Annotated in this window: 27 protein-coding genes; 4 read left to right on the top strand and 23 right to left on the bottom strand. The window is 72.1% G+C overall.

Annotated elements, in window-relative coordinates:
* Positions 1-88: 88 nt before the first annotated feature.
* Positions 89-514, bottom strand: coding sequence for a thioredoxin (trxA, locus tag ABZX30_RS04135; protein WP_355928699.1), 426 nt, complete (start codon positions 512-514; stop codon positions 89-91).
* Between the two features lie 74 nt (positions 515-588).
* On the opposite strand from trxA, the gene ABZX30_RS04130 reads away from it, so the two are divergent.
* On the top strand, positions 589-2,019 hold the full coding sequence (locus ABZX30_RS04130; protein ID WP_355928520.1) for an NAD(P)/FAD-dependent oxidoreductase: 1,431 nt from the start codon (positions 589-591) through the stop codon (positions 2,017-2,019).
* A gap of 699 nt (positions 2,020-2,718) precedes the next feature.
* Here the strand turns inward: ABZX30_RS04130 and ABZX30_RS04125 are convergent.
* Positions 2,719-3,363 (bottom strand): peptide deformylase, encoded by a 645-nt coding sequence (locus ABZX30_RS04125; protein ID WP_355928517.1) that lies wholly within the window; start codon positions 3,361-3,363, stop codon positions 2,719-2,721.
* Between the two features lie 132 nt (positions 3,364-3,495).
* Here ABZX30_RS04125 and ABZX30_RS04120 point away from each other — a divergent pair, with 132 nt between their 5' ends.
* Positions 3,496-4,905: a PepSY domain-containing protein gene (locus ABZX30_RS04120; RefSeq protein ID WP_355928515.1), complete on the top strand. Its 1,410-nt coding sequence runs from the start codon at positions 3,496-3,498 to the stop codon at positions 4,903-4,905.
* A gap of 80 nt (positions 4,906-4,985) precedes the next feature.
* Here ABZX30_RS04120 and ABZX30_RS04115 read toward each other — a convergent pair whose 3' ends face one another.
* The 5 genes from ABZX30_RS04115 to ABZX30_RS04095 all read right to left on the bottom strand — a co-directional run bounded on the left by ABZX30_RS04115 (position 4,986) and on the right by ABZX30_RS04095 (position 8,665).
* Entirely contained in the window at positions 4,986-5,333 is a 348-nt protein-coding gene (locus ABZX30_RS04115; RefSeq protein WP_355928696.1) for a tetratricopeptide repeat protein, read from the bottom strand.
* Between the two features lie 64 nt (positions 5,334-5,397).
* Entirely contained in the window at positions 5,398-5,844 is a 447-nt protein-coding gene (locus ABZX30_RS04110) for a MarR family transcriptional regulator (protein ID WP_355928513.1), read from the bottom strand.
* Positions 5,841-6,329, bottom strand: a complete 489-nt coding sequence (locus tag ABZX30_RS04105) for a MarR family transcriptional regulator (protein WP_355928510.1) — start codon at positions 6,327-6,329, stop codon at positions 5,841-5,843. The genes ABZX30_RS04110 and ABZX30_RS04105 overlap by 4 nt, the downstream gene beginning before the upstream one ends.
* Before the next feature lie 70 nt (positions 6,330-6,399).
* The gene (locus ABZX30_RS04100) at positions 6,400-7,167 is read right to left on the bottom strand and encodes an STAS/SEC14 domain-containing protein (protein WP_355928507.1); all 768 of its coding nucleotides are present in this window, start codon (positions 7,165-7,167) and stop codon (positions 6,400-6,402) included.
* On the bottom strand, positions 7,160-8,665 hold the full coding sequence (locus tag ABZX30_RS04095; protein WP_355928504.1) for an ArsR family transcriptional regulator: 1,506 nt from the start codon (positions 8,663-8,665) through the stop codon (positions 7,160-7,162). The genes ABZX30_RS04100 and ABZX30_RS04095 overlap by 8 nt, the downstream gene beginning before the upstream one ends.
* Positions 8,666-8,869: 204 nt before the next feature.
* On the opposite strand from ABZX30_RS04095, the gene ABZX30_RS04090 reads away from it, so the two are divergent.
* The gene (locus ABZX30_RS04090) at positions 8,870-9,973 is read left to right on the top strand and encodes a hypothetical protein (RefSeq protein ID WP_355928501.1); all 1,104 of its coding nucleotides are present in this window, start codon (positions 8,870-8,872) and stop codon (positions 9,971-9,973) included.
* A gap of 58 nt (positions 9,974-10,031) precedes the next feature.
* Here ABZX30_RS04090 and ABZX30_RS04085 read toward each other — a convergent pair whose 3' ends face one another.
* The 4 genes from ABZX30_RS04085 to ABZX30_RS04070 form a co-directional block, all read right to left on the bottom strand.
* On the bottom strand, positions 10,032-11,057 hold the full coding sequence (locus ABZX30_RS04085; protein ID WP_355928499.1) for a 6-phosphofructokinase: 1,026 nt from the start codon (positions 11,055-11,057) through the stop codon (positions 10,032-10,034).
* Positions 11,058-11,097: 40 nt separating this feature from the next.
* Complete coding sequence (locus ABZX30_RS04080; protein ID WP_355928498.1) at positions 11,098-12,000, bottom strand: hypothetical protein; 903 nt, start codon at positions 11,998-12,000, stop codon at positions 11,098-11,100.
* A 111-nt stretch (positions 12,001-12,111) separates the two neighbouring features.
* Positions 12,112-12,954 (bottom strand): universal stress protein, encoded by an 843-nt coding sequence (locus ABZX30_RS04075; protein ID WP_355928495.1) that lies wholly within the window; start codon positions 12,952-12,954, stop codon positions 12,112-12,114.
* 42 nt (positions 12,955-12,996) lie between these two features.
* Entirely contained in the window at positions 12,997-13,416 is a 420-nt protein-coding gene (locus ABZX30_RS04070; RefSeq protein ID WP_355928492.1) for a CBS domain-containing protein, read from the bottom strand.
* 202 nt (positions 13,417-13,618) lie between these two features.
* Here ABZX30_RS04070 and ABZX30_RS04065 point away from each other — a divergent pair, with 202 nt between their 5' ends.
* On the top strand, positions 13,619-14,293 hold the full coding sequence (locus ABZX30_RS04065; protein WP_355928490.1) for a CBS domain-containing protein: 675 nt from the start codon (positions 13,619-13,621) through the stop codon (positions 14,291-14,293).
* Between the two features lie 25 nt (positions 14,294-14,318).
* On the opposite strand, the gene ABZX30_RS04060 is transcribed toward ABZX30_RS04065, so the two are convergent.
* From ABZX30_RS04060 to ABZX30_RS04005, 12 genes are all read right to left on the bottom strand, one after another.
* Positions 14,319-14,573 (bottom strand): DUF1876 domain-containing protein, encoded by a 255-nt coding sequence (locus ABZX30_RS04060; RefSeq protein ID WP_355928488.1) that lies wholly within the window; start codon positions 14,571-14,573, stop codon positions 14,319-14,321.
* A 140-nt stretch (positions 14,574-14,713) separates the two neighbouring features.
* Positions 14,714-15,136, bottom strand: a complete 423-nt coding sequence (locus ABZX30_RS04055) for an avidin/streptavidin family protein (RefSeq protein ID WP_355928486.1) — start codon at positions 15,134-15,136, stop codon at positions 14,714-14,716.
* Between the two features lie 106 nt (positions 15,137-15,242).
* Positions 15,243-16,580, bottom strand: a complete 1,338-nt coding sequence (locus ABZX30_RS04050) for a jacalin-like lectin (protein WP_355928484.1) — start codon at positions 16,578-16,580, stop codon at positions 15,243-15,245.
* Between the two features lie 190 nt (positions 16,581-16,770).
* Complete coding sequence (locus ABZX30_RS04045) at positions 16,771-17,469, bottom strand: FadR/GntR family transcriptional regulator (RefSeq protein ID WP_355928481.1); 699 nt, start codon at positions 17,467-17,469, stop codon at positions 16,771-16,773.
* Between the two features lie 157 nt (positions 17,470-17,626).
* Positions 17,627-18,388: an SDR family NAD(P)-dependent oxidoreductase gene (locus ABZX30_RS04040; RefSeq protein ID WP_355928479.1), complete on the bottom strand. Its 762-nt coding sequence runs from the start codon at positions 18,386-18,388 to the stop codon at positions 17,627-17,629.
* Complete coding sequence (locus tag ABZX30_RS04035) at positions 18,385-19,428, bottom strand: alcohol dehydrogenase catalytic domain-containing protein (RefSeq protein ID WP_355928476.1); 1,044 nt, start codon at positions 19,426-19,428, stop codon at positions 18,385-18,387. The genes ABZX30_RS04040 and ABZX30_RS04035 overlap by 4 nt, the downstream gene beginning before the upstream one ends.
* A complete protein-coding gene (locus ABZX30_RS04030; protein WP_355928473.1) occupies positions 19,425-19,862 on the bottom strand; it encodes an RbsD/FucU domain-containing protein in 438 nt (145 codons plus the stop codon). Before ABZX30_RS04030 ends, ABZX30_RS04035 begins: the two co-directional genes overlap by 4 nt.
* Positions 19,853-20,755, bottom strand: a complete 903-nt coding sequence (locus tag ABZX30_RS04025; RefSeq protein ID WP_355928471.1) for an amidohydrolase family protein — start codon at positions 20,753-20,755, stop codon at positions 19,853-19,855. Before ABZX30_RS04025 ends, ABZX30_RS04030 begins: the two co-directional genes overlap by 10 nt.
* The gene (locus tag ABZX30_RS04020) at positions 20,748-22,073 is read right to left on the bottom strand and encodes an L-fuconate dehydratase (protein WP_355928469.1); all 1,326 of its coding nucleotides are present in this window, start codon (positions 22,071-22,073) and stop codon (positions 20,748-20,750) included. Before ABZX30_RS04020 ends, ABZX30_RS04025 begins: the two co-directional genes overlap by 8 nt.
* An 85-nt stretch (positions 22,074-22,158) precedes the next feature.
* Positions 22,159-23,202, bottom strand: a complete 1,044-nt coding sequence (locus tag ABZX30_RS04015) for an ABC transporter permease (protein ID WP_355928468.1) — start codon at positions 23,200-23,202, stop codon at positions 22,159-22,161.
* Complete coding sequence (locus tag ABZX30_RS04010) at positions 23,195-24,760, bottom strand: sugar ABC transporter ATP-binding protein (protein ID WP_355928466.1); 1,566 nt, start codon at positions 24,758-24,760, stop codon at positions 23,195-23,197. The genes ABZX30_RS04015 and ABZX30_RS04010 overlap by 8 nt, the downstream gene beginning before the upstream one ends.
* Before the next feature lie 47 nt (positions 24,761-24,807).
* On the bottom strand, positions 24,808-25,869 hold the full coding sequence (locus tag ABZX30_RS04005) for a sugar ABC transporter substrate-binding protein (protein ID WP_355928463.1): 1,062 nt from the start codon (positions 25,867-25,869) through the stop codon (positions 24,808-24,810).
* Positions 25,870-26,189 lie beyond the last annotated feature (320 nt).

Genomic DNA, 26,189 nt, shown 5'->3' with positions numbered 1-26,189 from the left:
GTCCGTTCTGGCCGTGTCCGTTCTGGCCGTGTCCGTTCAAGACGTGATCATTCCGCATGTGAGCTTCCGGACGTGATCGCCCCAGGCGTTACTCGGCCTGTCCGTCGCCCTGCTGGGCGGCGATGCTCTTGCGGACCTCGTCCATGTCCAGATTCCGGGCCTGTCCGATGACGTCCGTGAGGGCGGACTCGGGCAGCGCGCCGGGCTGGGCGAACACGGCCACCTGGTCACGCACGATCATCAGGGTCGGGATGGACTGGATGCCGAAGGCCTGGGCCAGCTCCGGCTGGGCCTCGGTGTCCACCTTGCCGAACACCAGGTCCGGGTTCTCCTCGGCCGCCTTCTCGTAGACGGGCGCGAACTGACGGCACGGTCCGCACCAGGACGCCCAGAAGTCGATCAGGACGAACTCGTTGTCCGTGACCATCTGGTCGAAGTTCTCCTTGGTGAGCTCCACGGTGCTGCTCATGCGTCTACCTCTTTCTCGACATGGGGGCGGAAGCCGTGGGCACAACACGGCCCGCTCAGTACATATTCCGGCCGCCTACCCGTGTGGCCACCGGGCACGCCACCCACCAGACTGGGCCCATGACGGAAACGGAAACCATCGGTTACGACGTCGTGGTGCTCGGGGCCGGCCCCGTGGGGGAGAACGTCGCCGACCGCACCCGGGCGGCGGGTCTGACCACCGCGATCGTCGAGAGCGAGCTGGTCGGCGGCGAGTGCTCCTACTGGGCGTGCATGCCCAGCAAGGCGCTGCTGCGCCCGGTCATCGCCCGAGCCGACGCACGACGCCTGCCCGGCCTGAGCCAGGCGGTCCAGGGACCCCTCGACACGGCCGCGGTGCTCGCCCGGCGGGACGAGTACACCTCGCACTGGCAGGACGACGGCCAGATCGGCTGGCTGGACGGCATCGGCGCCGACCTGTACCGGGGCCACGGCAGGCTCGCCGGGCCCCGGACGGTCACCGTGACCGGCCCCGACGGCCGCCGCACCACCCTCACCGCCCGGCACGCCGTCGCCGTGTGCACCGGCACCCGTGCCGGGCTGCCGGACCTGCCCGGGCTCGCCGGGGTGCGGCCGTGGACCAGCCGGGAGGCCACCAGCGGGAAGTCCGCGCCGGGCCGGCTGATCGTGGTCGGCGGTGGTGTCGTCGCCACCGAGATGGCCACCGCCTGGCAGGCACTCGGTTCGCAGGTCACCGTCCTGGTCCGGGGCAAGGGCCTGCTGCCCCGGATGGAGCCGTTCGCCGGCGAACTGGTCGCCGAGGCCCTGACGGAGGCGGGCGCCGACATCCGCACCGGTACGTCCGTGGAGTCAGTGACCCGGGAGAACGGCACCGTCGTGGCCGTCACCGACTCGGGTGACCGCATCGAGGCCGACGAAATCCTGTTCGCGACCGGCCGCGCCCCGCGTACCGAGGACATCGGCCTCGACACCGTGGGCCTGGAGCCCGGCTCCTGGCTGGACGTCGACGACAGCCTGCGCGTCACCGGCACCGACTGGCTGTACGCCGTCGGCGACGTCAACCACCGAGCCCTCCTCACCCACCAGGGCAAGTACCAGGCCCGTATCGCGGGAGCCGCCATCGCCGCCCGCGCCTCGGGCGGGACCGTCCCGGACGCCGAACCCTGGGGCGCCCACGCCGCCACCGCCGACCACCACGCCGTACCGCAGGTCGTCTTCACCGACCCCGAGGCCGCCGCGGTCGGCCTCTCCCTCGCCGAGGCGGAACAGGCCGGCCACCGGGTCCGCGCCGTCGACGTCGAGTTCTCCTCCGTCGCCGGGGCCGGCCTGTACGCCGAGGGCTACCGGGGCCGCGCCCGCATGGTCGTCGACCTCGAGGACGAGATCCTGCGCGGTGTCACCTTCGTCGGCCCCGGCGTCGGCGAGCTCATCCACTCGGCCACGATCGCCGTCGCCGGGCAGGTCCCCGTCAGCCGGCTGTGGCACGCCGTCCCGTCCTACCCGACCCTCAGCGAGGTGTGGCTCCGCCTGCTGGAGGCCTACCGGGGCTGACCTGACCGCGTCCGCGCGGGTGCCGGCGGCGGCCCCGGTCGCCCCGCCCGCCCTGCCCCGGCCGGGCGGGCGGGCACCGGCACGGTGGGGGCGTGCCTCAGCTGTCTCGCCCCCACCGCCCTCACCCATCCCCCTCCCCAGGGGGCTCCGCCCCTTCAATCCCCCCAGGGGGCTCCGCCCCTGCACCCCTGCGGGGCTGGGCCCCTGCACCCCTGCGGGGCTGGGCCCGTGGGTCCTCTGCGGGGCTGGGCCCCTGCACCCCGGTGAGGTTCTGCTTCTGCGCGTCGCCGGGGTTCTGCTTCGTGACCTCCTGCGGGCTTGCGCCCACTGCACCCGGGTGGGGTTCTGCCTCTGTGCCCAGCCCGGGGGTTCTGCCTGATGTATTTCGCCGGGGCTCCGCCCCCTGCCCCCGCCGGCCGCCGAGGCTTCGCCCCTGCACCCCAGCAGGGAGCTCCCTCCCTGAGTCCCTGCGGTGCTTTGCTTCCGCTCCCGCCGGGACCGATCCCGCTCCCGCCGGGACCGATCCCGCTTCCGCCGGGGCTCCGTCCCGGGGCCCGTCGGTCTGAGCGGTCTTGGCGCAGAACGCCGGGACCGGCAGAGTGGGGCCCGGCGCTCCATCTGGGTCGCACGGCACGGCCCCGGGCGTCTGGGGGCGGAGCCCGTGGCACGGGCTCGGTGCCGGATCGGGCGGGCAGGCGGTCAGGGCAGGTCGAACCCGAGGTCCCGCGCGGCCCGCTCGGGCGTCGGCTGGGGCCAGCGCAGCGCCATCGCCTCGTTCGAGGACAGCGAGCGCAGCTCCGCCCGGTCCAGGTAGAGGATGCCGTCGAGGTGGTCCGTCTCGTGCTGGACGATACGGGCGGGCCAGCCGGTGAAGACCTCGTCGACGGCACGCCCGTGCTCGTCCTCGGCCCGTAGCCGTACCTCGGCGTGCCGGGCCACCACCGCCTGCCAGCCGGGCACGCTCAGACAGCCCTCGAAGAACGCGGCCCGGTCACCGCCCACCGGCTCGTACACCGGATTGACCAGCACCCGGAACGGCTGCGGTACCCGGCCACGGGCCAGCCGGATCTCCTCCGGCACCGGCGCCGGGTCCTCGATGACCGCGATCCGCAGCCCCACCCCGACCTGTGGCGCGGCGAGTCCCACGCCCGGGGCGGCGTGCAGGGTGACGCGCAGCGCCTGGACGAACCGGGCCAGCAGCGCGGGCTCCAGTTGCCCCTCGAACGGCTCGGTGCCGCGCCGCAGCACCGGGTCACCGGCCGCCACGATCGGTAACGGACCGTCGGTGGCGAGGAGTTCCTCGACCCGCTCGGCAAGGGGCGTACGACCGGAGGGAGATGCCATCAGGCCAGGATCGCACGCCACCCGTACAGCCCGTGTGACGCAGGCCACTTCCCGCGCCGGGAACTGGCCCGTCGGCCGCCCCGACTACTGGACCACCAACCGTGAGAGACGAACCCCCGGAGAACCCCGCCGATGTCCACCGCTCCCTCGGCCACCACGGACGAGGCACCCCGACGCCCCGCCCCGGCTCCCTCCCCGAGCCGCTGGGCCCCGCTGCGCCCCCTGATCCTCCGCCTGCACTTCTACGCGGGCGTACTGGTCGCGCCGTTCCTTCTCGTCGCCGCCGTGACCGGCCTGCTGTACGCGGGCTCGTTCCAGGCCGAGAGGATCGTGTACGGCCACGAGCTGACCGTCCCGGCCGGCGGGACCGAGCTGCCCGTCTCCGAGCAGGTGGCCGCCGCCCGCAGGGCCCACCCCGAGGGCACCGTCTCGGCCGTGCGCCCCTCGCCGGAGGCCGGCGCGACCACCAGGGTGCTGCTGTCCGGTGTCGAGGGCGTCGGCGCCGGCCACACCCTCGCCGTCTTCGTCGACCCGTACACCGGCAAGGTGCGCGGCGCACTCGAACAGTACGGATCCACCGGCGCGCTTCCGCTGCGCACCTGGATCGACGAGCTCCACCGCGACCTGCACCTCGGCGACACGGGCCGCCTCTACAGCGAGTTCGCCGCCAGCTGGCTGTGGGTGATCGCGGGCGGCGGCCTCGTGCTGTGGTTCTCTCGCCGCCGCGCCCTGCGCAAGCTGCGCGGCACCGCCGGACGGCGCCGCACCCTCGGACTGCACGGTACCGTCGGCGCGTGGGCCGCGGCCGGATTCCTCTTCCTGTCGGCGACCGGTCTGACCTGGTCGACGTATGCCGGAGCCCACATCGACGAACTGCGCACCTCCCTCGGCCAGGCCACCCCCTCGGTCTCGGCCGCGGCGAGCGGCGAGCACGCGGGCCACGGCGCGGCCGCCGCCTCCGGAGGGGACGCCGAGCACGGCGTGGGCCTCGACAAGGTGCTCGCCGCGGCCCGGGCGGAAGGTCTCACCGACCCGGTCGAGATCGTCCCGCCCGCCGACGCGGACACGGCGTACGTCGTCAGGCAGATCCAGCGCAGCTGGCCCGAGAAGCAGGACGCGGTCGCCGTCGCCCCGGCCACCGGGGAGGTCACCGACGTCCTGCGGTTCGACGACTACCCGGTGCTCGCCAAGCTGACCCGCTGGGGCATCGACCTGCACACCGGCATCCTGTTCGGGCTCGTCAACCAGATCGCGCTGGCCCTGCTGGCACTCGCCCTGATCCTGCTGATCCTGTGGGGCTACCGCATGTGGTGGCAGCGCGGCCGCGGCGCCGCCTTCGGCCGCCCCGTGCCGCGCGGCGCCTGGGCACAGGTGCCGCCGTACGTGCTGGTCCCGGCGATGGCGGCGGTCGCCGTGCTCGGATACTTCGTCCCCCTGCTCGGCATTCCGCTGGCCGCCTTCCTCGCCGTGGACGTCGTCCTCGGCGAGGTCGCCCACCGCCGCGGGCGCAGGGCGTACGGGAGCACCGCCGACGTGAAGTAGCGCCGGCCCTCACATGGAGAGCGGACCCTGAACGGGACAGGGCCCGGTTCCTCGGCGGAACCGGGCCCCGTCCGTGTCGCTCAGACGGTCTCGAAGTCGCCCGCGAGCGCCGAGGCGATCCGCAGGTGCGACTCCGCCTCCGCGTGCCGTCCCTGCCGCTGGAGGGTGCGGCCCAGCATCAGCCGGGCGTAGTGCTCCACCGGGTCCCGCTCGACGATGAGGCGCAACTCGTCCTCGGCGCGGTGCAGTTGGGCCGAGTGGTAGTAGGAGCGCGCCAGCAGCAGCCGCGGTCCGGTCTGCTCCGGCACCTCCTCGACCAGCCCGGCCAGCACACGGGCCGCGGCGGCGTATTCCTTGGCGTCGAAGAACAGCCGCGCCCGCTCCCAGCGCTCCGCCGCCGTCCCCTGGTCGTAGTACGTGGTGTTCACTCGAGACTCCACCGCTGACCTCCTGTTCGAGACCGACAACGGAACCCGGTTGTTCAATATTCCACTACTCGCTCGGGGTGGCCAGTTCCGCGTCGGCACGCTGGGTGACCAGGGCCAGCACGCGGCCCGCGACGGCCCGGTCCTCCTCGGAGATGCCGGCGTAGAGCCGGGCGGCGATGGCCCCGGACTCCGCGGAGGTCCTGCCGTACAGCTCCCGTCCGGCGTCGGTGATGCGGATGCGGGACGGCTCCTCGGGGGTCAGCAGGTCCAGGGCGATCAGCTCCTCGATCGTGCCGCGCGCGTCGGCCTCGTCCACCTTCAGGCTGCCGGTGACGCCGTCGACGAGACGGGCGGGGTCGACCGGCCCGTCCGCGAGGGCGGCGAGCCGCAGGGCGACGGACTGCTGGAAGCCGATGCCGTGGCGGGCCAGGGTGCGCTCCAGGACCGCGCGGGAGGCGTAGTGGGCGAGGGCGACGACCCGGCCGTCGACAGCGGGTGCGGTGGTGGTCATGACTGCTCCGTCTCTGTGCCGTTCACGGTGAAAGGGTCAAGTGGTGCGTCGAGCAGGGTCGTCAGGTCGCGGGTGAGTGCACGGGCCCGGGGGCTGCCGGGTCCGCCGAGCGGCGCCAGCAGCTGCCGCAGCAGGACCTGTACGACCTCGATGGCCCGGCCGGTGACCTCATGACCCCGCTCGGTGAGCGCCAGCTGCACCGCGCGCGGGTCGCGGGGGTCCCTGGCGCGTTCGACCAGCCCGGCGGACTCCAGAGAGCGCGCCAGTTTGGACACGTACAGCGGCTCCAGGCCGGTGTGGTCGGCCAGCCGGCGCTGACTGGGCCGCAGCCCCGTGCGCTGCATCCCGTACAGCGACGCCACGAGCGAGTACTGGGCGTGGGTGAGGCCCAGCGGGGCCACCGCCCGGTCGACCGCGACGCGCCACTTCATCGACAACCGCCACACCAGGAATCCCGGCGTGGCTCCTTCGGAACCGCTGCTCATGCCAGATACAGTACTTGGCTATTATGTACATGGCTACTATTTTCTCGCGCGGTGTCCGGCGGCTGCCGCGTCAGTCCGTACCGGCCGGGCCGCGGCCGGGCGGACCCGCGGCCCAGGCGACGGCGTCGTCGAGTTCCGCGTATCCGAACTGCCGTACCTCGGACTGGACGAAGCGGTTCACGACGTGAGGCGCGAGTCCGGCGAAGCGGCTGTCGGCCGCCAGCGCCACCTTCCCGACCTCGCGGTGGTGGTCACGGACGAACCGGATGTGCCTCAGCAGGCCGCCGATGTTCTCCCAGCCGGGGAAGGCGCGGGCGTGCACCACGATTCCGGCCAGTGCGTCGTGGGTCTTCAGCCAGTTGCCGACGGTCCGTGCCAGTGTGTCGAAGTCCTGTGCGCGCAGCGGCTGTTCCACTTCGACCAGGAGAACCCCGGACTCGGGGAGGACCTGGTGGGACACTCCGGGCCCTTCGGGCAGGGAGACGAGCCAGTCCAGGGCCTCCTCGCGCTCCCGTACGCCGAAGACGCGTACCGGGCAGGGCATCAGGAAGCTCGCCGGTCCGGTCCACTTCCGGATCCAGCGGATGTCGGTGACCACGGCGCACCCTTCGAACAGGCGCATGGCGCGGATCCCGACCTTGAGGTCCTCCCAGCCGGCCGCCGGGGTGAACGACCGGAAGCCGGGACCGCACTCCCACAGCAGCCGGATGCGGCGGCCCTCCCTGCGCGCGTCGTCGACAAGCGGTTCGATCACCGCTTCGTAGTCGTGCTTCGACACCGTGCCGATCGCCTTGACCGCGTCGACCCCCGACGGCGTGTCCTGGACTCGTTCAAGCATGTCGTTCCTCTCCGGGGGCGTAGAGCCGGTCGAGGCCGACGAGCAGCACCTGCCCCTGGGCCTCGGCGGCGCGCAGGGCCGGGCTGAAGCCGGCGCCGCTGTAGCAGGTCGGCCGGGTGCGGGTGACGTCCTCGCCGCGGTCGGTGAGGATGCCGAGGAGGCGGCGGAGACGTTCCAGGTGGTCCAGGTCCATGACCTCGTCCCACCGGGCCAGGCCCACCGACAGCAGGGACCCGTCGCGCACCCCGCCGGGGCCGCGGACGACCACCTCCGCCGCCACGTCCGTACCGCCCGGCCGCGCCGGGTCGGCCACCGAACCGTAGGACGCCGTCCGGGGACGGTCGCCGAAGACGTCCGGGCCGGCGAAACGCAGGGCCCAGTCGCGGCAGACCTGGGCGAAGTGGGAGCCGGCCACCAGGGTGTCGAAGTCCGGTCGTGCGTGCTTCCAGACCGCGACGGCGTCCTGTCGTGCCAGGGCCGACCGATGGGGGCGCACGACCGCGTGTTCGAAGGCAAGCAGCGGCTCGGCGGTGCGCAGCCTGACGAGGCCGGGCCGGAAGGCGTCGTCCTCGCCGTGCAGCAGCCCGTGTTCCCGCAGCAGCCCGAGACAGCGCGCCGTGTCGGTCAGCGGAGCGCCGAGGCAGTCCGCGACCTGGCCCTGGGTCGAGCACCCCGTGGCGACGGCGGAGAGGGCGGAGTGGCACAGGGCGCGGTCCTTGTGGTCGATCTCCTCACGCAGCAGGTGGTACGCCTCCCGGAACAGGCGCTTGCCGGGGTCGAGCACGCTCCTGCACACCCAGGCGTCGAAGTCCTCCCGTCCCGCGGGTGTGTCGTCCTGGACGTATTCGTGCCGGTAGGCGGGAGTGCCGCCGACGACGGCGTGGACGAGCAGGGCGAGGACGGGGTCGTCGATGCCCCAGAACCGCGCCGCCTGCCGGTAGTCGAGCGGACGTACGGTGAGGTGCAGATCGCTCAGTTCGTGCAGCGGCGAGGCGGTGCTGAACAGCCGGTGCATCAGGGGCGGGGAACTGCCGCTCAGCAGGAGACGGGCCCGGCCCGGGTGCCCGCCGTCGTGGCGCCGGTAGGCGGTGTGGAGGACGGAGGGAAGCGAGGGGCTCTGACGCACCAGGTCGGGGAACTCGTCGACGACGATGGGTGTCGGGCCCCGGTCTCCGAGTGCCAGGAGGTCGTCGACGGCGTCGTGCCAGCCGTGCCAGTGAGGTGGAGAGGGCGCCTTCGTGTACCGGGCGAATTCGTCGGCGAGGTGACTCAGCGACTCCCTCTGCGTCCCCTGCTGAGCCGCGAAGTAGAAGCCTCCCAAGGTACCGGTGAGCGCCTCCAGCAGGTAGGTCTTGCCCTGCCGGAGCCGCCCGCTGACCACCCCGAGGCGGGCCTCGGGCCGGTCGTCGCAGGTGAAGGCGGCGAGTTCCCGCCACTCGGCGTCCCGGTCGAAGACCTTCGGCGGCTTGTCCGGGAGAGGGATGTCGGACGAGGCCACGGCCCTTCCCCTCGTTCGGCGGTGCTTCCGTTACCAGTACAACGCCGGGCGCCCGGCCTCGCGACACGCGGCCGGTCCGGCGCGGGGGCCGGGCCGCCGCCCGCCGCACCGTGACCGGCCCCGGCTGAGTCGCCCTGCCGTCCCGGGACGCGCACCATGGAGACCGAGCGAGAGGACCTCGATGTCGTTCAACGGGGAGTGAGCATGCGCCTTTCCTTCCTCGAACCCCTGTACAAGCAGTCCGGCCCGTTCGCGTCCGTCTATGTGGACACCTCCCGCGACACCGCCGTCGGCGATCCCGACGCCGCCGTACGGCTGCGGTGGCGGCATCTGCGGGACGCCCTGATGTCCGAGGGCGCGGACCAGGAGTCCATCACCGCGGTGGCGGGCACGGTGGGCACGGACTCGGACGTCCCCGGTCCCCACGGGCAGGCCGTGTTCACCGCCCACGGCCGGCTGGCCCTCCTGGACGAGTTGCCCGCGCCGCCGGCCCGGGACACGGCGCACTTCGGAACCCTGCCGGACACCATGCCGCTGATCGTCCAGCACGCGCCCGAAATCCCGTACCTGGCGGTGCACGTGCAGTACGGCGGCCGTCACTCCACGGACGCCCCCGGCATCGTACGGATCGACGCGGAGGCCGGCGTCTGGCCCCTGACCAGGGTCACGCCCGGCCACCGTCTCCGGCAGGAGATCCCGGTGACCGACTGGCTGAACGCCGCCGGAGTGATCGGCCACGAGCTGGAGGGCCACGCGCGGCGCATCGACGTCGAAGCGGTGGTCGTCGCCGGAGACGTCTGGGCCCGCGGCATCCTCGTCCGCCGGCTGCCCGCCTCCCTGCGCGAGGACGTCATCACCGTCGAGGGAGCCTGCCCGTCCGAGCCGGGGCGGGCCCTGATGGAACAGCGGCTCGAAAGCGTCTTCGGTGAACGCATGGCCGCGCACGACCGGGCCCTGCTCGACGCCTTCCTCGCGCAGCGGGCCCGCGACGGAGCGTCGGCGGAAGGTCTCGCCGCCGCGGTGTCGGCCCTGCAGCGGGGCAGGGCCAAGGCACTCTTCCTCAACGACCACCCTGAGTCGCCGCTCCGCCTGTGGGTGGGCCCGGAGCCGGGCCAACTCGCCCTCACCGAAGAGGAGCTGCGTACCTACGGCGTACGGGACGTCCACGGGGAGCGGGCCGACGCGGCCCTGACCCGTGCCCTGGTCGGCACGAAGGCCGAACTGGTCGTGGTGCCCGAACGGCGCGTCCGGCTGCGCGAGGGCGTGGGCGTCCTGCTGCGTTACGCCGATCCCGCGTCCCCTGCGTGACGGTCCACCGTCCAGATCGTCGCGCTCGTCCCGCACGCCGTACGCCCTACGGGAGCGGTCAGCCGAAGAAGACCTCGAACTCCTCGTAGAGCGACAGATCGACCTTCTTGGTCCGCGCCGTGGCATCACCGAGGGGCACGCGGACGATCCGGGTGCCGTTCAGGGCCACCATCGTGCCGAAGTCGCCCTCCTCGACCGCGTCGATGGCGTGCAGCCCGAAGCGGGTGGCCAGCCACCGGTCGAACGGGCTCGGGGTGCCACCGCGCTGGACGTGGCCGAGGACCGTGGTGCGCGCGTCCGTGCCCGTGCGGTGCGAGATCTCCCGCGCCAGCCACTCGCCGACGCCGGACAGCCGTACATGGCCGAACTCGTCCACCGTCCGGTCCCTCAGGACCATCTCCCCGTCCGTGGGGACCGCTCCTTCGGCCACCACGACGATCGGCGCATAGTTGATCTTGAAGCGGCTCTGCACCCACGCACACACCTGATCGACGTCGAAAGGCCGCTCCGGGATCAGGATCACGTTGGCGCCGCCGGCGACCCCGGCGTGCAGGGCGATCCAGCCCGAGTGCCGCCCCATCACCTCGACCACGAGGGTGCGCATGTGCGATTCGGCTGTGGTGTGGAGCCGGTCTATCGCCTCGGTCGCGATGCCCACGGCGGTGTCGAAACCGAAGGTGTAATCGGTGCCGGACACGTCGTTGTCGATGGTCTTCGGCACGCCTACCAGGCTGATCCCCAGCCGGCTCAGCTCGGTGGCGACGCCGAGCGTGTCCTCGCCGCCGATCACGACGAGCGCGTCCACGTCGTGCGCGGCGAGGGTCTCCCGTACGCGTCGCACACCGTCCTCGTGCTTGAACGGGTTGGTGCGGGAGGAGCCGAGGATGGTTCCGCCGCGCGGGAGGATGCCGCGCACGGTGGACACGTCCAGCGGGACGACGTTGTTCTGCAGCGCGCCGCGCCAGCCGTCCCGGAATCCGACGAAGCCGAAGTCGTGCTCCTGAACGCCCTTGCGGACGACGCTGCGGATGACCGCGTTGAGACCGGGACAGTCACCGCCGCCGGTCAGCACTCCGACCTTCATGGCTCTCGCCCTTCCCGCTTCTTCCCGCTCCACGGCAGGCTCAGGCGCCGAGTACCCCTGCGCGGGGGTGCTTGGCGAGTATCTCCTGGAGCCGGGCCACGAACCGGAGCGATTCGTCGTGCTCGCGCTGCCAGACGTTGCGGCCGAAGATCAGCCCGGTGGCGCCCGCCTCCATCGACTCGCGGGTCTTCTCCAGCATGGCCTCGTCGCCCGCCTTCTCCCCGCCGGAGACCAGGACGAGCGTGCGGTTCGCCGACCGCACCACGGCGTTGATGGCCTGCTGGGGGGAGAACTGCTGCCGGTAGGCGTCCTTGACGCCGGACACCTTCTCCGGATGGGGGAAGTTCACCTTGACCATGTCCGCGCCGAGTTCGCCGGCCGTTCGCGCGGCGTAGTCCACGGCGTAGAACGAGTCCCGGCCGCCCTTGGCCTCGATCGCCGCGCCGCGCGGGTAGGCCCAGACGATCAGCGGCATGCCGAACCGCTGCGCGTCCTCCCGGACCTGCCGCAGCTGCCGGAAGTCGGTTTCCTGGGCCGGGCTGCCGACGTACAGCGTGTAACCGACCGCGTCGGCCCCCAGCCGGACCGCGTCGGCGACGGACGCGTGGAGCGGGGAGAGGGCCTCGGCGTCGGAGGGGATGTCGGTCTTCCCGTTCAGCTTCAGGATCAGGGGGACCTCGCCGGCGTAGTCCCAGTAGAACTTCTCGGCCAGCCCGATCTGCACGGCGATCCCGTTGAACCCTCCCTCCGTCGCCAGCCGGATGATGTAGGCCGGATCGCTCACCGCGGGGTTGGCGAAGAAGTCCCGCGGGCCGTGTTCCAGGCCGTGGTCGTAGGGCAGGAACAGCGCGGTGCCGTTGCGCAGGCCGTGCTGGTGCAGGATCCGGTTGAGACGGGTCTTCTTGCCCGTGCCGAGCCCGGCACCGTTGATCGAAGGGGTCATGTGGGTCTTCATACGGCAAGACGAACATATGGTACTGAACGGTCAGAAGGGCCGTTCGGGCCAGTTCTCGAGACCGACCCGGCCACCCTCCGTCCGGCGCCCGCCCGGCGGTCAGGTCCGCGGACGGACCACCGCCAGGGGGCACTGGGAGAACTGCAGGAGGTGATGGCTGACGGAGCCGAGGGCCAGACCGTGGAAGCCGCCGAGCCCCCGGGAGCCGACGACGAGGAGGTCGGCCCGGTCCGAGGCCCGGGCCAGCGCGGTGACCGGCGGTTCGTCGGGCACCCGCTCCGCCACCTCGACGTCGGGATACCGCTCGCGCAGGGGCGCCAGCCACTCCTCCAGGGCCTGCCGCCGCTCCTTGGCCATGGCGTCCTGGGCCGCGCTGACGTAGGCGTGCGGCCCCGGATGGCTCCAGGCGTGCACGGCCCGCAGCTCGGCGCCGCGCAGCGCCGCCTGCTCGAAGGCGTACGCGAGGGCGGCCAGGGAGTGCGCGGACCCGTCCGTGCCGACGACGACACGGCTGTGGCCGGTCGTGACGTGGTTGACGACGACCACGGGGCAGGGCGCGTGCCCGACCACCTGCAGCGCGACCGAACCGACGAACAGGGTTCCGAAGCCGCCCGTGCCCTTCGTGCCGAGCACCACGGCGCGGGCCTCCTCCGCCTCGGTCAGCAGTACCGCCGCCGGGGTGCCGGACGGCAGGGCGGACGTCACTTCCAGGTCCGGATGGGCCTCCCGCACGATGGCCGTGGCCTCGGTGATGACGCCCCGGTCCCAGTCGCCCGCCTCCCAGGCGCGCCCCTCCTCGGTGGTCGCGTACGAGTGGGCGGGCGGCAGGACGTGGACGATCCGCAGGGGGCAGTGGCGCAGCGCCGCTTCGTGAGCGGCCCACACCAGTGCCCGCAGGCTGCGCCCGGAGCCGTCAACCCCCACCACGAGCGGATCAGTCATGGCCTCTCCCGGTTGTGCGGACGGCGGATGCCGGCTGGTGGGTCAGGGGGTCGCGCAGATGACTTCGACGAAGTGGCCCACCTGGTCCTCGGGCAGGTGGCGCGCGAGGTCCGCTTCGCTGATCATGCCGACGAGGCGGTGGTGGTCGGTCACCGGCAGCCGGCGGATCCTGTGCTCCTCCATGGCCTCGAGGACCCGCTCGGCGCCGGCCTCGGCGTCGATCGTGACCGGCTTGCCCTGCTCCAGCTGGCCGGCGGTCATGGTCCTGGGGTCCTTGCCCTTGGCGACGCACTTCGTCACGATGTCGCGGTCGGTGATGATCCCGTGGAGCCGGTCGTCGGGGCCGCAGATGGGGAGGGCTCCGACGTCCAGTTCCTTCATCCTGCGAGCGGCGGCCTCCAGTGTCTCGTTCTCCTGGATGCAGGTCGCACCGGTGTGCATGATCTCCCGGGCGGTGGTCATGGCAGTCTCCTTCGAGCGTCGCTGACCGCACGGGGAGAGCCCGTGGAGTCTGGCCCGCCCCGGCCGGTACTCCTCAATTCCAGTGTGGGTGGCGCATCCATCGGGCGCATGCCGGGGGACGGGCCACCGGGGTGAGCTCGCATGATCGCCGTCCGCTCCTCAGAATGGTGCTGTACCCCGCGGCCCGTATCCGGGAGGCACCATGCACCACCGAACGGTCGAGGAGCTCATGACCCGGAACGTCGTCCGGGCACGGCGCGAGACGCCCTTCAAGGAACTGGTCAGGCTGCTGGCGGACAACGACGTCACCGCCCTGCCCGTGGTGGACGACCTGGGCCGCCCGGTGGGCGTCGTGTCCGAGGCCGACCTGCTGCGCAAGAGTGCCGGCCGGACCGACCCGTCGGGCAGGGTCCCGGCCCCGGACCTCGAGGCGTGGGAGCGGGCCAAGGCCGAGGGCTCCCGCGCCGAGGAACTGATGTCGGCTCCCGCGGTGTGCGCGCGTCCCGACTGGAACGTGGTGGAGGCCGCCCGCCTCATGGAGGCCCGGCACGTCAAACGGCTGCCCGTCGTGGACGAGGCGGACCGGCTGCTGGGCATCGTCAGCCGTGCCGATCTGCTGCGGATCTTCCTGCGCCGCGACGACGCCATCCGCGACGAGATCACCCAGGACGTGCTGCGGCGCACGCTGGGACTCGCTCCCTCGGAGGTGACGGTCGAGGTCCGCGAGGGGCGGGTCGAGCTCGGCGGCTCCGTCGAGTCCGGGAACCTGGTTCCCGTCATCGACCAGCTGTGCCGCCGCGTCGACGGCGTGGTCTCGGTCACCGGGCACATCGCGCACCGAACCGGTGACGCCCGCCGGACCCCCACCGGCACCTGAGGGTGCGGCCCGGCGTCCGGGGTGCTCAGCCGGGCGCCGCGATGCCCTGCACGTCGCGTTCCGCGGTCTCCAGCAACTGGTGGGCGAGGTCGATCATGGCCCGGCCGGCCGCCAGTTCGTCGCCGATCTCCGGCACGTCCGGGTCCGCCGGATGGCGGTGCGCGGTGCCGCCGGCGGTGAGCGCGGTGGTGCCGGTGTCCAGTACCAGGTGCGCCTTCGTCGTTCCGTCGTCGTCCTCGAAGAGATGCAGACGGACCTTCCACTCGGCCGTGTGCGCCATCGCTTTCCTCCCGGCCTCGTACGGACCCCGGTACCACCGTGGGCCGGCGGCGGGGCCCGCCATAGGGCCGAAAGTCCCGGCGGGGGCGGAGTTCGGCCCCGGGGCGCGGGCGCCGGAATCAGGCGCGGGAGCGGCGTCCGTCACAACGGCATCGGGTGCGAGACCGGCCGGCCGCTGCGCAGCGCGCGGTCGACGTCCTCGCCGGTGGGCTTCTGCCGCGTGAACACGTCCTGCCCGACCACCGTGGACTCCCACGTCTCCGCCGTCGGCGCGGAGCGGGTCAGCAGCCAGGTGGTGAGGACGCGTTCGGGATCGGTCATGAACTGGCCGCTCCAGCTCGTGACGGAGCCCAGGTTGCCGTGGTCGTTGCGCCAGGCGACCGTCCAGCCGAGGGCGCTGCCGTGCCCCGGGCCCGTCGGCCCGTCGTGGCGTCCGGTCAGGAGGTACGTCCCCGGCGCGTGCCCCACGGCGGTGACGTACTCTCCGCTCACGCTGCCGTGCGGGTCCGCCTCGAGGCGCATCTGTGAACCGAACTCGTTGTACCACTCTCCGTCGATCGACATGATCCGTACCGTACGGGCCCCCGGTGCCGCTCACCACCGGAGCCGGCCGCGCAGGTGACCTCCCGTCACCCTGAGCGGGGACGGGAGGCGCGGCAGGTACCTGGTGTCAGCGCCGGGTGTAGACGAAGCCGAGCTTGTCGAGTTCGTCGCCCGCGCGTCCGTGGAACCCGGCGAGCTGCCATCCGGACGGCGCCGTTCTCGTCACGCAGTCCGAGGTGGTGCTGCCGCCGGCGAGGGCGCGGCCGAGGTTCGTGGTGAACTTCGCGTAGAAGATCCGTGTGTGGCCGTCCTTCTCCCCCTGGCACAGCTGGGCGGAGGTGACGTACTCCCCGCTGCCCAGGGTCAGCGTCGACGCCGTGCCGCCGGTGCCGCCGTGCGTGAGGGCCGTACCGTCGGCGAGCGTGACACCGACGCTGTCGACGCGTGCGCCGCTGCGGAGCGAGAGGGTGACGGGGCGGGCGCCGGCGGGGACGGTGGCGACGTCGGTGAAGTAGTCGCCGTGCGGGCCGCCGAACTGGTCGCTGAGCTGGAGGTCGGGGTTGCGCGTCCAGGAGAAGGATGCCGTGATCGGGTCGTGGTCGGAGAGCATGAGCCCGTCGTCGGTGAGGAACTTGGCGTGCTCGTTGTTGTAGGCGGTGGCCTTGAGCGAGACGAGCTTGTTGCCGCGGTAGAGGATCTTGTCGACGACCTCGCAGCTGTTGGTGATCGCGTTCTCGTCGCACACGAGCGCGTCGGACCCCTTGGCGGGAGGCGTGCCGCCGCGGACGAGCTGGACCCAGGCGTCGGTGAGACCGTTGTCCCGGGCGAACTCGGCGATCGTGTCACCGGAACGGGTGTAGCGGGTGTTGGTGTCACCCATCACCACGACGGCGTTCCCGGCGGAGTGGGTCTTGATGAACGCCGTCAGCTGGCTGAGGTTGTCGGCGCGCGAGGCCAGGTCGCCGTCGTTGGTGCCGGCGTTGGTGTGGAGGTTGTAGAAGTCGACGTAGACGCCTTCGGCCAGGCGTTCCCGCATGAAGGTGAAGCCCTTGGGGGTCAGGCAGTCACCGGAGTCCAGCTGGCAGGAGTTCCAGCGGGCCCGCTCGAAGTCGTCGGTGTCGTAGGGGATGTCGGACAGCGTGTTGAGCCCGCTGCCGATGCCGGCGCCGCCGCTGGTGGGGGTGCGGTACGGGTGGGTGTCGGCGGCGTACAGGTACGCGTGGTAGTTGAAGTCCTCCTGGACGTTCACCACGTCGTACCCGCCGATCCGGCTGCCTATGGCGGTCGTGCTCGACGCGCGCGGCGTGGGGGCGCTGGAGAGGCTCTCGGGCAGTCCGGCGACGTTGTAGGAGAGGACGTTGAAGGTCCCGGAGGCTCCGTCGGAGGCGGTCGCGGCAGCTGCGTTCGTGGCGAGTCCGCCGAACGCGGCTGCCGCCGCCACGAGACAGGTGAGAAGACGGCGCATGTAGCGACACTCCTGATGGTGGGGGAGTTGGCGCCTGCAACTTACCTCCGGTAACACGCTTTTGGCGCCGGTTCGGCCAAGGGAGCTGAAAAGTTCATCGCCCGGTCCACGGGCGTCACCCCGCCCGCACCCTCTTCCCGTGGACCTTCCTGTGGACCCCCTGTGGAAAGCCGGTGGCCGGGCTGGGGTCTCAGGAGGCGTCGATGGACCGCAGGTGTTCGCGCAGCCACCGCTCGGTGGTGCTCACGTGCAGCAGCGCGGCGGCCTGGCTGAGGGCGGGGTCACGGTTGGACAAGGCCGTGAAGATCGCCTCGTGCTCGGCGAGGGTGCGCCCGGCGGCCTGGGCGTCGACCAGGCCGCGCCAGACGCGTGCCCGCAGCGTGCGCCCGGAGATGCCCTCCAGGATGGTGAGCAGGGACTCGTTGCCGGTGGCCGCCACGACCGCCCGGTGGAAGGCGGCGTCGTGGGCGTTGAGCTGCTCGCTGTCGTCGCGGGCCTCGCGCATGGCGTCCAGGTGCCGCTTGACCTCGGCCAGCTGCTCGTCGGTGATCCGGGTGGCGGCCAGCGCGGTGGCGACCGGTTCGAGGAGCCGCCGTACCTCCATGAGGTCCCGCAGGGCGCCCGAGTCGCCCTGGAGGAGCTCCACCGCGCCGCCCAGCCCCGCGAGGAGAAGGCTCGGCTGCAGACTGGTGACGTACGTGCCGTCGCCCCGGCGCACCTCGAGGACGCGCGCGACGGCGAGTGCCTTGACCGCTTCGCGGGCGAGGTTGCGGGACAGACCGAGCTGGGCCGCCAGGTCCGGCTCCGGTGGCAGCTTGGAGCCCGGGGGCAGCGCGCCCGAGCGGATCAGCTCACGGATCCGCTCGATGGCCTTGTCCGTCAGGGACACCGCGAACTCCTTCCGCTGTCGTACTTCGCCGGCACGTCCGGCCCGATGAGCCCGTGGGCGCGAAGATCGCTGACGCTGATGATACTGGGGTGTACACAGGCTCAGCAGGCAGCGCGGGCGCCGCCCCGCAGCGGCACCCGGCGCACGGAAAGCGACCTCATCGGCCCAGCCACCCGCCGTCCACGGGCAGTATCGCGCCGTGCACGTAGGCGGCCGCGTCCGAGGCGAGGAACACGGTGGCGCCCGCCAGATCGTCCGCCGAGCCCCAGCGCCCGGCCGGGATGCGGTCCAGGATCGCCCCGCTGCGCTGCGGATCGTCCCGCAGGGCCTGGGTGTTGTCGGTGGCGATGTAGCCGGGCGCGATGGCGTTGACGTTGACGCCGTGCGGGGCCCACTCGTTGGCCAGGGCCTTGGTCAGGCCCGCGACACCGTGCTTGGCGGCGGTGTAGCCGGGGACGGTGATGCCGCCCTGGAAGCTGAGCAGCGACGCCGTGAAGATGATCTTTCCCCGCCCCCGGGCGACCATCGCCGCGCCTACCGCCCGGCTCAGCGAGAACTGTGCGCTGAGGTTGATCTGGAGCACCGAATCCCAGTCGGCGTCGGTGTGCCGGGCCGCCGGGGCGCGCCGGATGGTACCCGCGTTGTTGACCAGGATGTCCACCGGACGCTCTCGCCCGGCCAGGTCCTCGCCCAGGGCCCGTACGGCGTCCCGGTCGGCGAAGTCGGTACGGATCGCCTCGAAGGAGCGGCCCGCGGCGACGACGTCCTTCTCCACCGCGCTGCCGGACTCCTCCAGCGCGGCGCTGACGCCGATGACGTCCGCGCCGGCCTCGGCGAGCGCGCGGGCCATGGCCCGGCCGATGCCGCGCCGGGCGCCGGTGACGACGGCGAGCCGGCCGGTCAGGTCGAAGAGGGTCATGCGAGGGCTCCCGTAGGGTCGTTGCCGCAGTCCACGAGGATCTTCATCACGTCGCCGCCCCCCTCCAGCGCCTCGAACGCGGAGGGCGCCTCGGTCAGCGGGACGACCTTGCTGATCAGCCGGTCGGCGGGGATCGTGCCGGCCGCCACCAGTCCCACCGCCCGTTCGAAGTCGGTGCGGTCGTACAACCGGGCGCCGACGAGGGTGAGTTCCCGCCAGAAGAAGCGGTGCAGGTTCACCTCGCGGGGCCGGGGGTGGATCGCCACCAGGCACAGCCGGCCCCTGACCCCGAGCGCCTCCACCGCGCTGTCCACCCCGGCCGCGGCACCGGACACCTCGAAGGCGACGTCCGCCCCCGCGTCGCCGGTCCACTCCCGCACCAGCCCGGCCACGTCCGTGGCGGCCGGGTCCCACGCGGTCAGCCCCAGCTCCTCCGCCAGGGTCCGCCGGTGCACGCTCGGTTCCACCACGCGGACCTCGGCGCCGGCCGCGCGGGCGACCAGGGCGATCAGGACGCCGACGGGCCCGCCGCCGACCACGACGACCCGCTCGCCGTCGCGTACCCCGGCCCGGCCGACGTCGTGCACGGCGACCGCCGTGGGCTCGACCAGCGCGGCCCGGTCCAGGGGGAGGGAGTCCGGGAGCCGGACGAGTGTCGAGGCGGGCACGGTCCAGCGCTGCTGCATCGCGCCCGGCGAGTCGATGCCGATGAAGTCGAGGTGCTGGCAGATGTGCCGGTGACCCGCGCGGCAGGCCGGGCAGGTGTCGTCCCAGCGCAACGGCATCACGGTCACCGCGTCACCGGGCCGCCAGCCCTCCACGCCGGGCCCGACGCGGACGACGCGGCCGGACATCTCGTGCCCGAGGACGGCGGGCGTGGTGACCCGGGAGTCCATGTCACCGTGGAAGATGTGCAGGTCGGTGCCGCAGATGCCGACGTAGGCGGGAGCCAGCTCCACCTCGCCGGGGCCGGGGGAGGCCGGCGCGGTGTCAGCCGTGTCCAGGGTGCGGGCGGACGTGTATCGCACGGCGAGTGTCATCGTGTCCTCAGGGTCCCTTCAGCGCGGACGCCGATGGTCGGCAGCAGGTGGGCGTAGGTGCGGGTGCCGGCGGTGACCACGGCCGGAGCCAGGTCGGGGGAGCGTGCCGCGTCGTAGAACTCGAAGCGGCCGAGTGTCTCCACGGGGACGGGGAACAGCCGGGAGCGGAAGCCGGCGATGGCCGGCGGCTCCGGTTCGCCCTCGGGCGGCACCCTCACATGGGCCTCCTCGACGGGGACCGACCGCAGCAGGACGTCCAGCACGCCGGTGACGTCCAGCAGGCCCGGCGCCAGGTTGAGATGGACCGTCCGGGCCCGCTCACCCACGGCGGTGCTCGCGGGACAGTGGCCGTCGGCGAGCGGCCCCCGGGCGCCGTGACCCGCGCCGGCCGGCGCTTCGAGCATTCCGGGGTGCGGGAGTTCGGTCAGGAGCACGGCGTCGTCCCTTCCTGCTCGGTGAGGCCGTAGAACGCGGTGGCGGTGCCGGCGAGGACCGCCTCCCTCTCGTCGGCGGAGCAGCCCTCCAGGAGCTCCTCGACGGTGGCGGCCCAGCGGTTCCAGCCGCCGGCGAGGACGCACACCGGCCAGTCGGAGCCGAACATCAGCCGCTCGGGGCCGAACGCGGTCAGCAGGGCGTCCCACACCGGGCGGACGTCGGCCACCGTCCACTTCTCGTGGTCGGCCTCCGTGATCAGGCCCGACACCTTGCACCGCACCTGGGGACGGCTCGCCAGACGTCTCAACTGCCGCTCCCAGTCGCCCAGGTCACCCCGGCCGACGGGCGGCTTGCCCGCGTGGTCCAGTACCAGCGGCAGCTCGGGCAGGCGCTCGGCCAGGCGGATCGCCTGCGGGAACTGGTGACTGCGGATGAGCACGTCGTACCCGAGTCCGCGCTGCCCCACGGCACGCAGACCCCGTTCCACGCCAGGCCGTTGCAGCCAGTCGGGATCCGTCTCGCCCTGCACGAGGTGGCGAACGGCCCGCAGATGCCGGCCACCCGGCCCGGACCGCAGTGCGTCGAGTACGTCCCCGATCTCGGGGGAGGTGAGGTCCGCCCAGCCGACGACCGCCCCGATCAGCGGATCGTCGTCGGCCATCGCCAGCAGCTCCCGCGTCTCGGGCACGGAGGCCACGCACTGCACGGCGACGGTGCTCGTCAGCCGCCGGCCGGCGATCGTCCGGGTCGCGGCCGCCCGCAGATCGGCCGGGCCGAAGGTACGGCGGATCGGTTCGTGGCCGGGTTCGTCGAGCCAGGGCTGGGGACGCCGGTCCAGGTCCCAGACGTGGTGGTGGGAGTCGACGAGCCGGGCGGCGGGGGACTCAGACACGGGCGGTCCAGACGGGGCCGTCGGGGTAGGCGTACTCCTTGAGGGAGGCCTGGTGCATCTGGGCGCTCAGCCCGGGCAGGCTCGGGGCGAGGTAGTGGCCGTCGGCGACGCGCACGGGGTCGACGAAGTGTTCGTGCAGGTGGTCGACGTATTCGATGACCCGGTCCTCGGTGGTGCCGGAGACGGCGACGTAGTCGAACATCGACAGGTGCTGCACCATCTCGCACAGCCCGACTCCGCCGGCGTGCGGGCAGACCGGCACCCCGAACTTCGCGGCGAGCAGCAGGATGGCGATGTTCTCGTTGACGCCGCCGACCCGGGCCGAGTCGATCTGGACGATGTCCACCGCGCCGGCCTGGAGGAGCTGTTTGAACACGACCCGGTTGGCGACGTGCTCGCCGGTGGCCACCTTGATCGGGCTGACGGCCCGGCGGACCGCGGCGTGCCCGAGGATGTCGTCCGGTGAGGTGGGTTCCTCGATCCAGTACGGGTCGTAGGGGGCCAGGGCGCGCATCCAGTCGATGGCGGGCTGGACGTCCCATCTCTGGTTGGCGTCGACGGCGATGCGGATGCCGTCGCCGACCGCGGCCCGGGCGGTGCGCATCCGCCGGATGTCGTCCTCCAGGGACGCGCCGACCTTCAGCTTGATCTGGGTGAAGCCGTCCGCCACGGCCTCGCGCGCGAGACGGGCGAGTTTCTCGTCGGAGTAGCCGAGCCAGCCGGGGGTGGTGGTGTAGGCGGGGTAGCCGCGCTCCAGCAGGCGGGCGGTGCGCTCTTCGCGGCCCGGTTCGGCACGGCGCAGGATCTGGAGCGCCTCCTCGGGGGTGAGCGCGTCGCTGAGCCAGCGGAAGTCGACCTGGGCGACGAGTTCTTCGGGGGACATCCCGGCCAGGAAGCTCCAGACGGGCTTTCCCGCACGCTTGGCGGCGAGGTCCCAGGCGGCGTTGACGACCGCCCCGATCGCCATGTGGATGGCTCCCTTTTCCGGTCCCAGCCAGCGCAGTTGGGGGTCGTGGACGAGGGAGCGGCTGAACGCGCCGAGGTCGCCGCAGACCTGCTCGACCGACAGGCCCACGACATGCGGGGCGAGGGTGGCGATGGCGGCGGCCTGGGCGTCGTTGCCGCGGCCGGTGGTGAAGGCCAGCGCGTGGCCCTCCAGACCGTCGGCGGCGTCGGTGCGCAGGACGACGTAGGCCGCCGAGTAGTCGGGTTCGGGGTTCATCGCGTCGGAGCCGTCCAGGTGCTCGGACGTGGGGAAGCGCACGTCGAGAACGTCCAGGGCGGTGATGCGGGCCGACGAGGGCACAGCGGAGGACATGGCAGCAACTCCTGTGGTACGAGGCGGGAGATGGTCCCCCTGCGACGAATGCGTGGGCGGCGTACGGCGGTGACGGCCGCCTGGGTCAGTCCTGGACCTTGCCGCCCGTGATACGTGAGATGGTCAGCGCGACGAGGATGATCAGTCCGTTGAGGGCGCCGATCCACTGGGCTGGGACACCCGCCAGGGTGAGCACGTTCTGGATCATGAACAGCAGCAGGATGCCGCTGAACGCGCCGAACATGGTGCCCTTGCCGCCGTTGAGACTGATCCCTCCGATGACGGCCGCGGCGAAGACGGTGAAGATGTAGCCGTTGCCCTGCGCGGAGGCGACGGAGGCGAGCCGCCCGGACAGCAGCAGTCCGGCGAGGGCGGCGAGCACGCTGCCGGTGACGATGACGATCCACAGCACCCGGTCGGTGCGGATGCCGGCCGCCTTGGCCGCGTCGACGTTGCCGCCGATGGCGTACAGCGACCGCCCGAAACTGGTCCAGCCGAGCACCACGATCGCGACGGCGAACAGTGCCAGGCAGACCCAGATGGACGCGGGCATGCCGAGCCATTCGGCGGTGCCCAGGTAGAGCATCGAGGACGGCAGCTGGAAGAAGGTCTGACCGCCGGAGATCCCGGTGAGGATGCCGCGCAGCACGATCAGCATGCCGAGCGTGACGATGAAGCCGTTGAGGCCGAAGCGGATGATCAGCAGGGCGTTGACCACGCCCACCAGGACGCCCACGGCGAGCGTGACCGGGATCGCCCAGGCACCGGGCAGCAGGCCGAGTCCGTGCCCGGCGCCGGCCGGGACCACCAGCCAGGCGGCGACACCGGGCGCGAGGCCCATGGTGGACTCCAGCGAGAGGTCCATCCTCTTGACGATCAGTACCATCGTCTGGGCGAGGACCAGCAGGGCGATCTCGGACATGGTCTGCAGGACGTTGATGATGTTGTCCGGCTGCAGGAAGATCGGGCTGACGATCTGCCCGACGATCGCGATCACGACGATGGCCGGGACGAGGGCCAGGTCGCGCAGCCGGGCCAGGGGTATGCGCCCGCCGAGCAGTCCGGTCCGCCCGGCCTCTGGCTCGGCGGCCTTGGTGGAGGCCGTGCCGCCGACGACGGTGTCAGGCATCGAGGTCCACTCCTTCCATCGCGGCGACGAGGTCGTGGTCGTGCCAGCCGCGGTTCATCCGGGTCGTCACCCGGCCCTGGAACATCACCAGGACCCGGTCGCACATGCGCAGGTCGTCGAGTTCGTCGGAGGCGATGAGCACTCCCGTACCGGTGTCCGCGGTCTCCTCGACCTTGCCGAGGAGGAACTCCTTGGAGCGCACGTCCACGCCCGCGGTCGGATTGATCAGTACCAGCAGCCGGGGGTCGTCGGCGAGGGCGCGGGCCATGACGACCTTCTGCTGGTTGCCGCCGGAGAGAGCGGACACCGGCAGGTCGGGGCCCGGTGTCTTGATCGCCAGGTTCTCGATCATGGTTCCGGCGAGCCGGTCCCGGCTCCGACGGCTGAGGAAACCGTTCCTGCGCAGCCGGTGCGGGACGGACATCGTGGCGTTGTCCGCGACCGACATGCCGGGCACGAAGCCCTGGTGGTGCCGGTCCTGCGGCACGAACCCGGCGCCGGCGGCCAGGGCGGCGGGCACGCTGCCGGGCCGGGGCCGCCGCCCGGCGATCTCCACCTCGCCGGCCCCGGCGGCCCTGAGCCCCACGACCGTCTCGGCGACCTCGGTACGACCGCTGCCGGCGGCCCCCGCGAGCCCGACGATCTCCCCGGGGCCCACCGTGAAGGTGACGTCGGCGTAGCCGTGGCCCCCCAGGTCCCGTACCTCCAGCGCGGGCGTGGCACCGGTGCCCGTGGGGCCGGCCCGTCGCGTCTGCCGGTCCGTCCCCGCCTCCCCGGTCATCGCCGCCACCAGCTCGGCCCGCGGAAGCTCCGCGACCGGTGCGGTCACGACGTGCCGGGCGTCCCGGAACACCGTCACCATGTCGCAGATCTCGTAGACCTCCTGCAGGTGGTGGCTGATGAACAGGAACGTCACGCCCTGACGCTGCAGATCGCGGATCCGGCCGAAGAGCCGGCCGATCGCCGCCGCGTCCAGCTGCGCGGTGGGTTCGTCGAGGATGATGAACCGGGCGCCGAAGGACAGGGCCCGGGCGATCTCCACGAACTGCCGCTGCTCCACGCTCAGATCGCCCGCCGGGGTCTGCGGATCGACCTCGACCGACCAGGCCGACAGCAGTTCCTGGGCGCGGCGGCGGGTGCCCGGCCAGCTGATCAGCCGGCCGCGGCCGTGGTCGTGCCGGTTCAGGAAGAGGTTCTCGGCGACGGTCAGCGTGGGGATGATCGTCGACTTCTGGTAGACGCACGCCACGCGTTCCCGCCAGGCGTCGCGGTCCTGGAGCCGGGGCGCGGGGCGGCCGCCGAAGGCGACCGTGCCCTCGTCCGGGGCCTGCAGCCCGGTCAGGATGGACACCAGGGTCGACTTGCCCGCCCCGTTGCGGCCGACGAGCGCGTGGGTCTCGCCCTGTCCGACGGTGATCCGGGCGCCGTTCAGGGCCACCGTCGGACCGAATCGTTTGACGATGGCCGTCGCCTCCACGACGGGCGGCTCGGCCGTGGCCCGCCGCCCGCGGTCCGCCGCGGCGGGCTCGGGGCCGGTGGTCCGCTCCCCCTCGCTCATGTCAACCGCCTTGTTCTCGAAAGCTGTTGGGTATGGGACAGAACATGTCAGCCGAGGTTGTTGCCCCACAGCGACGTGTCGTCGCTCTTGACGCTGGACACGCCTCCGTAGGTGCCGCCGTCGGCCGTGACGAGCGGAGCCGAGAGCTGGTCCTCCAGCAGCCCTTCGCGGACCTGGATGATCGTGCTGTCGTGGTCGGTCTTGCCGGGCTTGAACGTCTTCCCGTCGATCGCGGCCTTGAGGTAGTAGAGGGCGTACTTGGCGTAGAGGTCGGCCGGCTGGGAGACCGTGGCGTCGATCTTCCCGCCTGCGATGTCCTTGAGCTCCTCGGGGATGCCGTCGTTGGAGACCACGAACACGTGCTTCTTGTCCTGCGGACCGACCAGCAGGCCCTTCTGCTTGAGCACCTGGAGGGTGCCGGACAGGGCGAAGCTGGACTGCATGTAGATGCCCTTGATGTCCGGGTGGGCGGTCAGGTCCGTCTGCAGCTTCTGCGCGGCGACCGCTCCGTCCCAGTTGGTGGCCTCGCCGAACACCTTGACGCCCGGGTAGTTCTTCTTCATGCAGTCGTTGAACGCCTCGGTGCGGTCCCGGCCGTTGATGGAGGAGAGGTCGCCCTGCAGCATGACGACCTTGCCCTTGCCGCCGAGTTTGGTGCCCAGGTACTGGCAGGCCTTCTCGCCGTAGGCACGGTTGTCGGCGCGGACGACCATGTAGACCTGGCCGGCGTCGGGCCGGGTGTCGACGGTGACGACCGGGATCTTCTTCGCCGCCAGCTGCGTCAGCGTCGGCGCGATGGCGGCGGTGTCCTGCGGGGCCATCGCGATGCCCTTGACGCCCTGGCTGATGAACGTCTGCGCGTTGGCGGTGAGTTTGGCGACGTCGTTCTGCGAGTTCGTCGTCTTCAGCGAGAGGCCGAGCTGCTTGGCGGACGTGGGCGTGTACTTGATGTACGAGTTCCAGAAGTCGGTGTCGGAGCGCGGGTAGTCGACACCGACCAGCGGCTTGCCGTCCGACGAGGCCGCGGTGCCGGAGCTGTCACAGGCGCTCAGCAGCGTCATCGCGACGACGGCCGAAGCGGTGGAGCACAGGAGGGTTCTGAGTCTCATCGGCACTTCCTCGTGCTGGTTCCGGACGGAGTCGTCTCCGGTGGCGACGCCCTTACGCCGCCACCGGAGAGATGGGATGTATTTTTAGCCTCGGGGTGGACCTGCGTCTAGCCCTTGAGCAACTCCTGTGAGAAGTACCAGCTCAGTGGGGTGTGTGAACCGATGGTGCGGCCCGCTGGGTCGCGGATCCATCCCATCAATGACCTGCGCGACCGGCGACGTCGACAGCACGGCAGCGGGCGGAAGGTTTCAGCTCAGGGGCACAGGGAGGACGCGGTCGAGGAGAAATCATCGAAATGCGGTACCAGGCGCTCGTGCTG

The organism is Streptomyces sp. NPDC004542, assembly GCF_040610035.1.
Lineage (GTDB): Bacteria > Actinomycetota > Actinomycetes > Streptomycetales > Streptomycetaceae > Streptomyces.
Note: the sequence above shows the minus strand (reverse complement) of the source record. Positions and strands in the feature narration are given on the sequence as shown.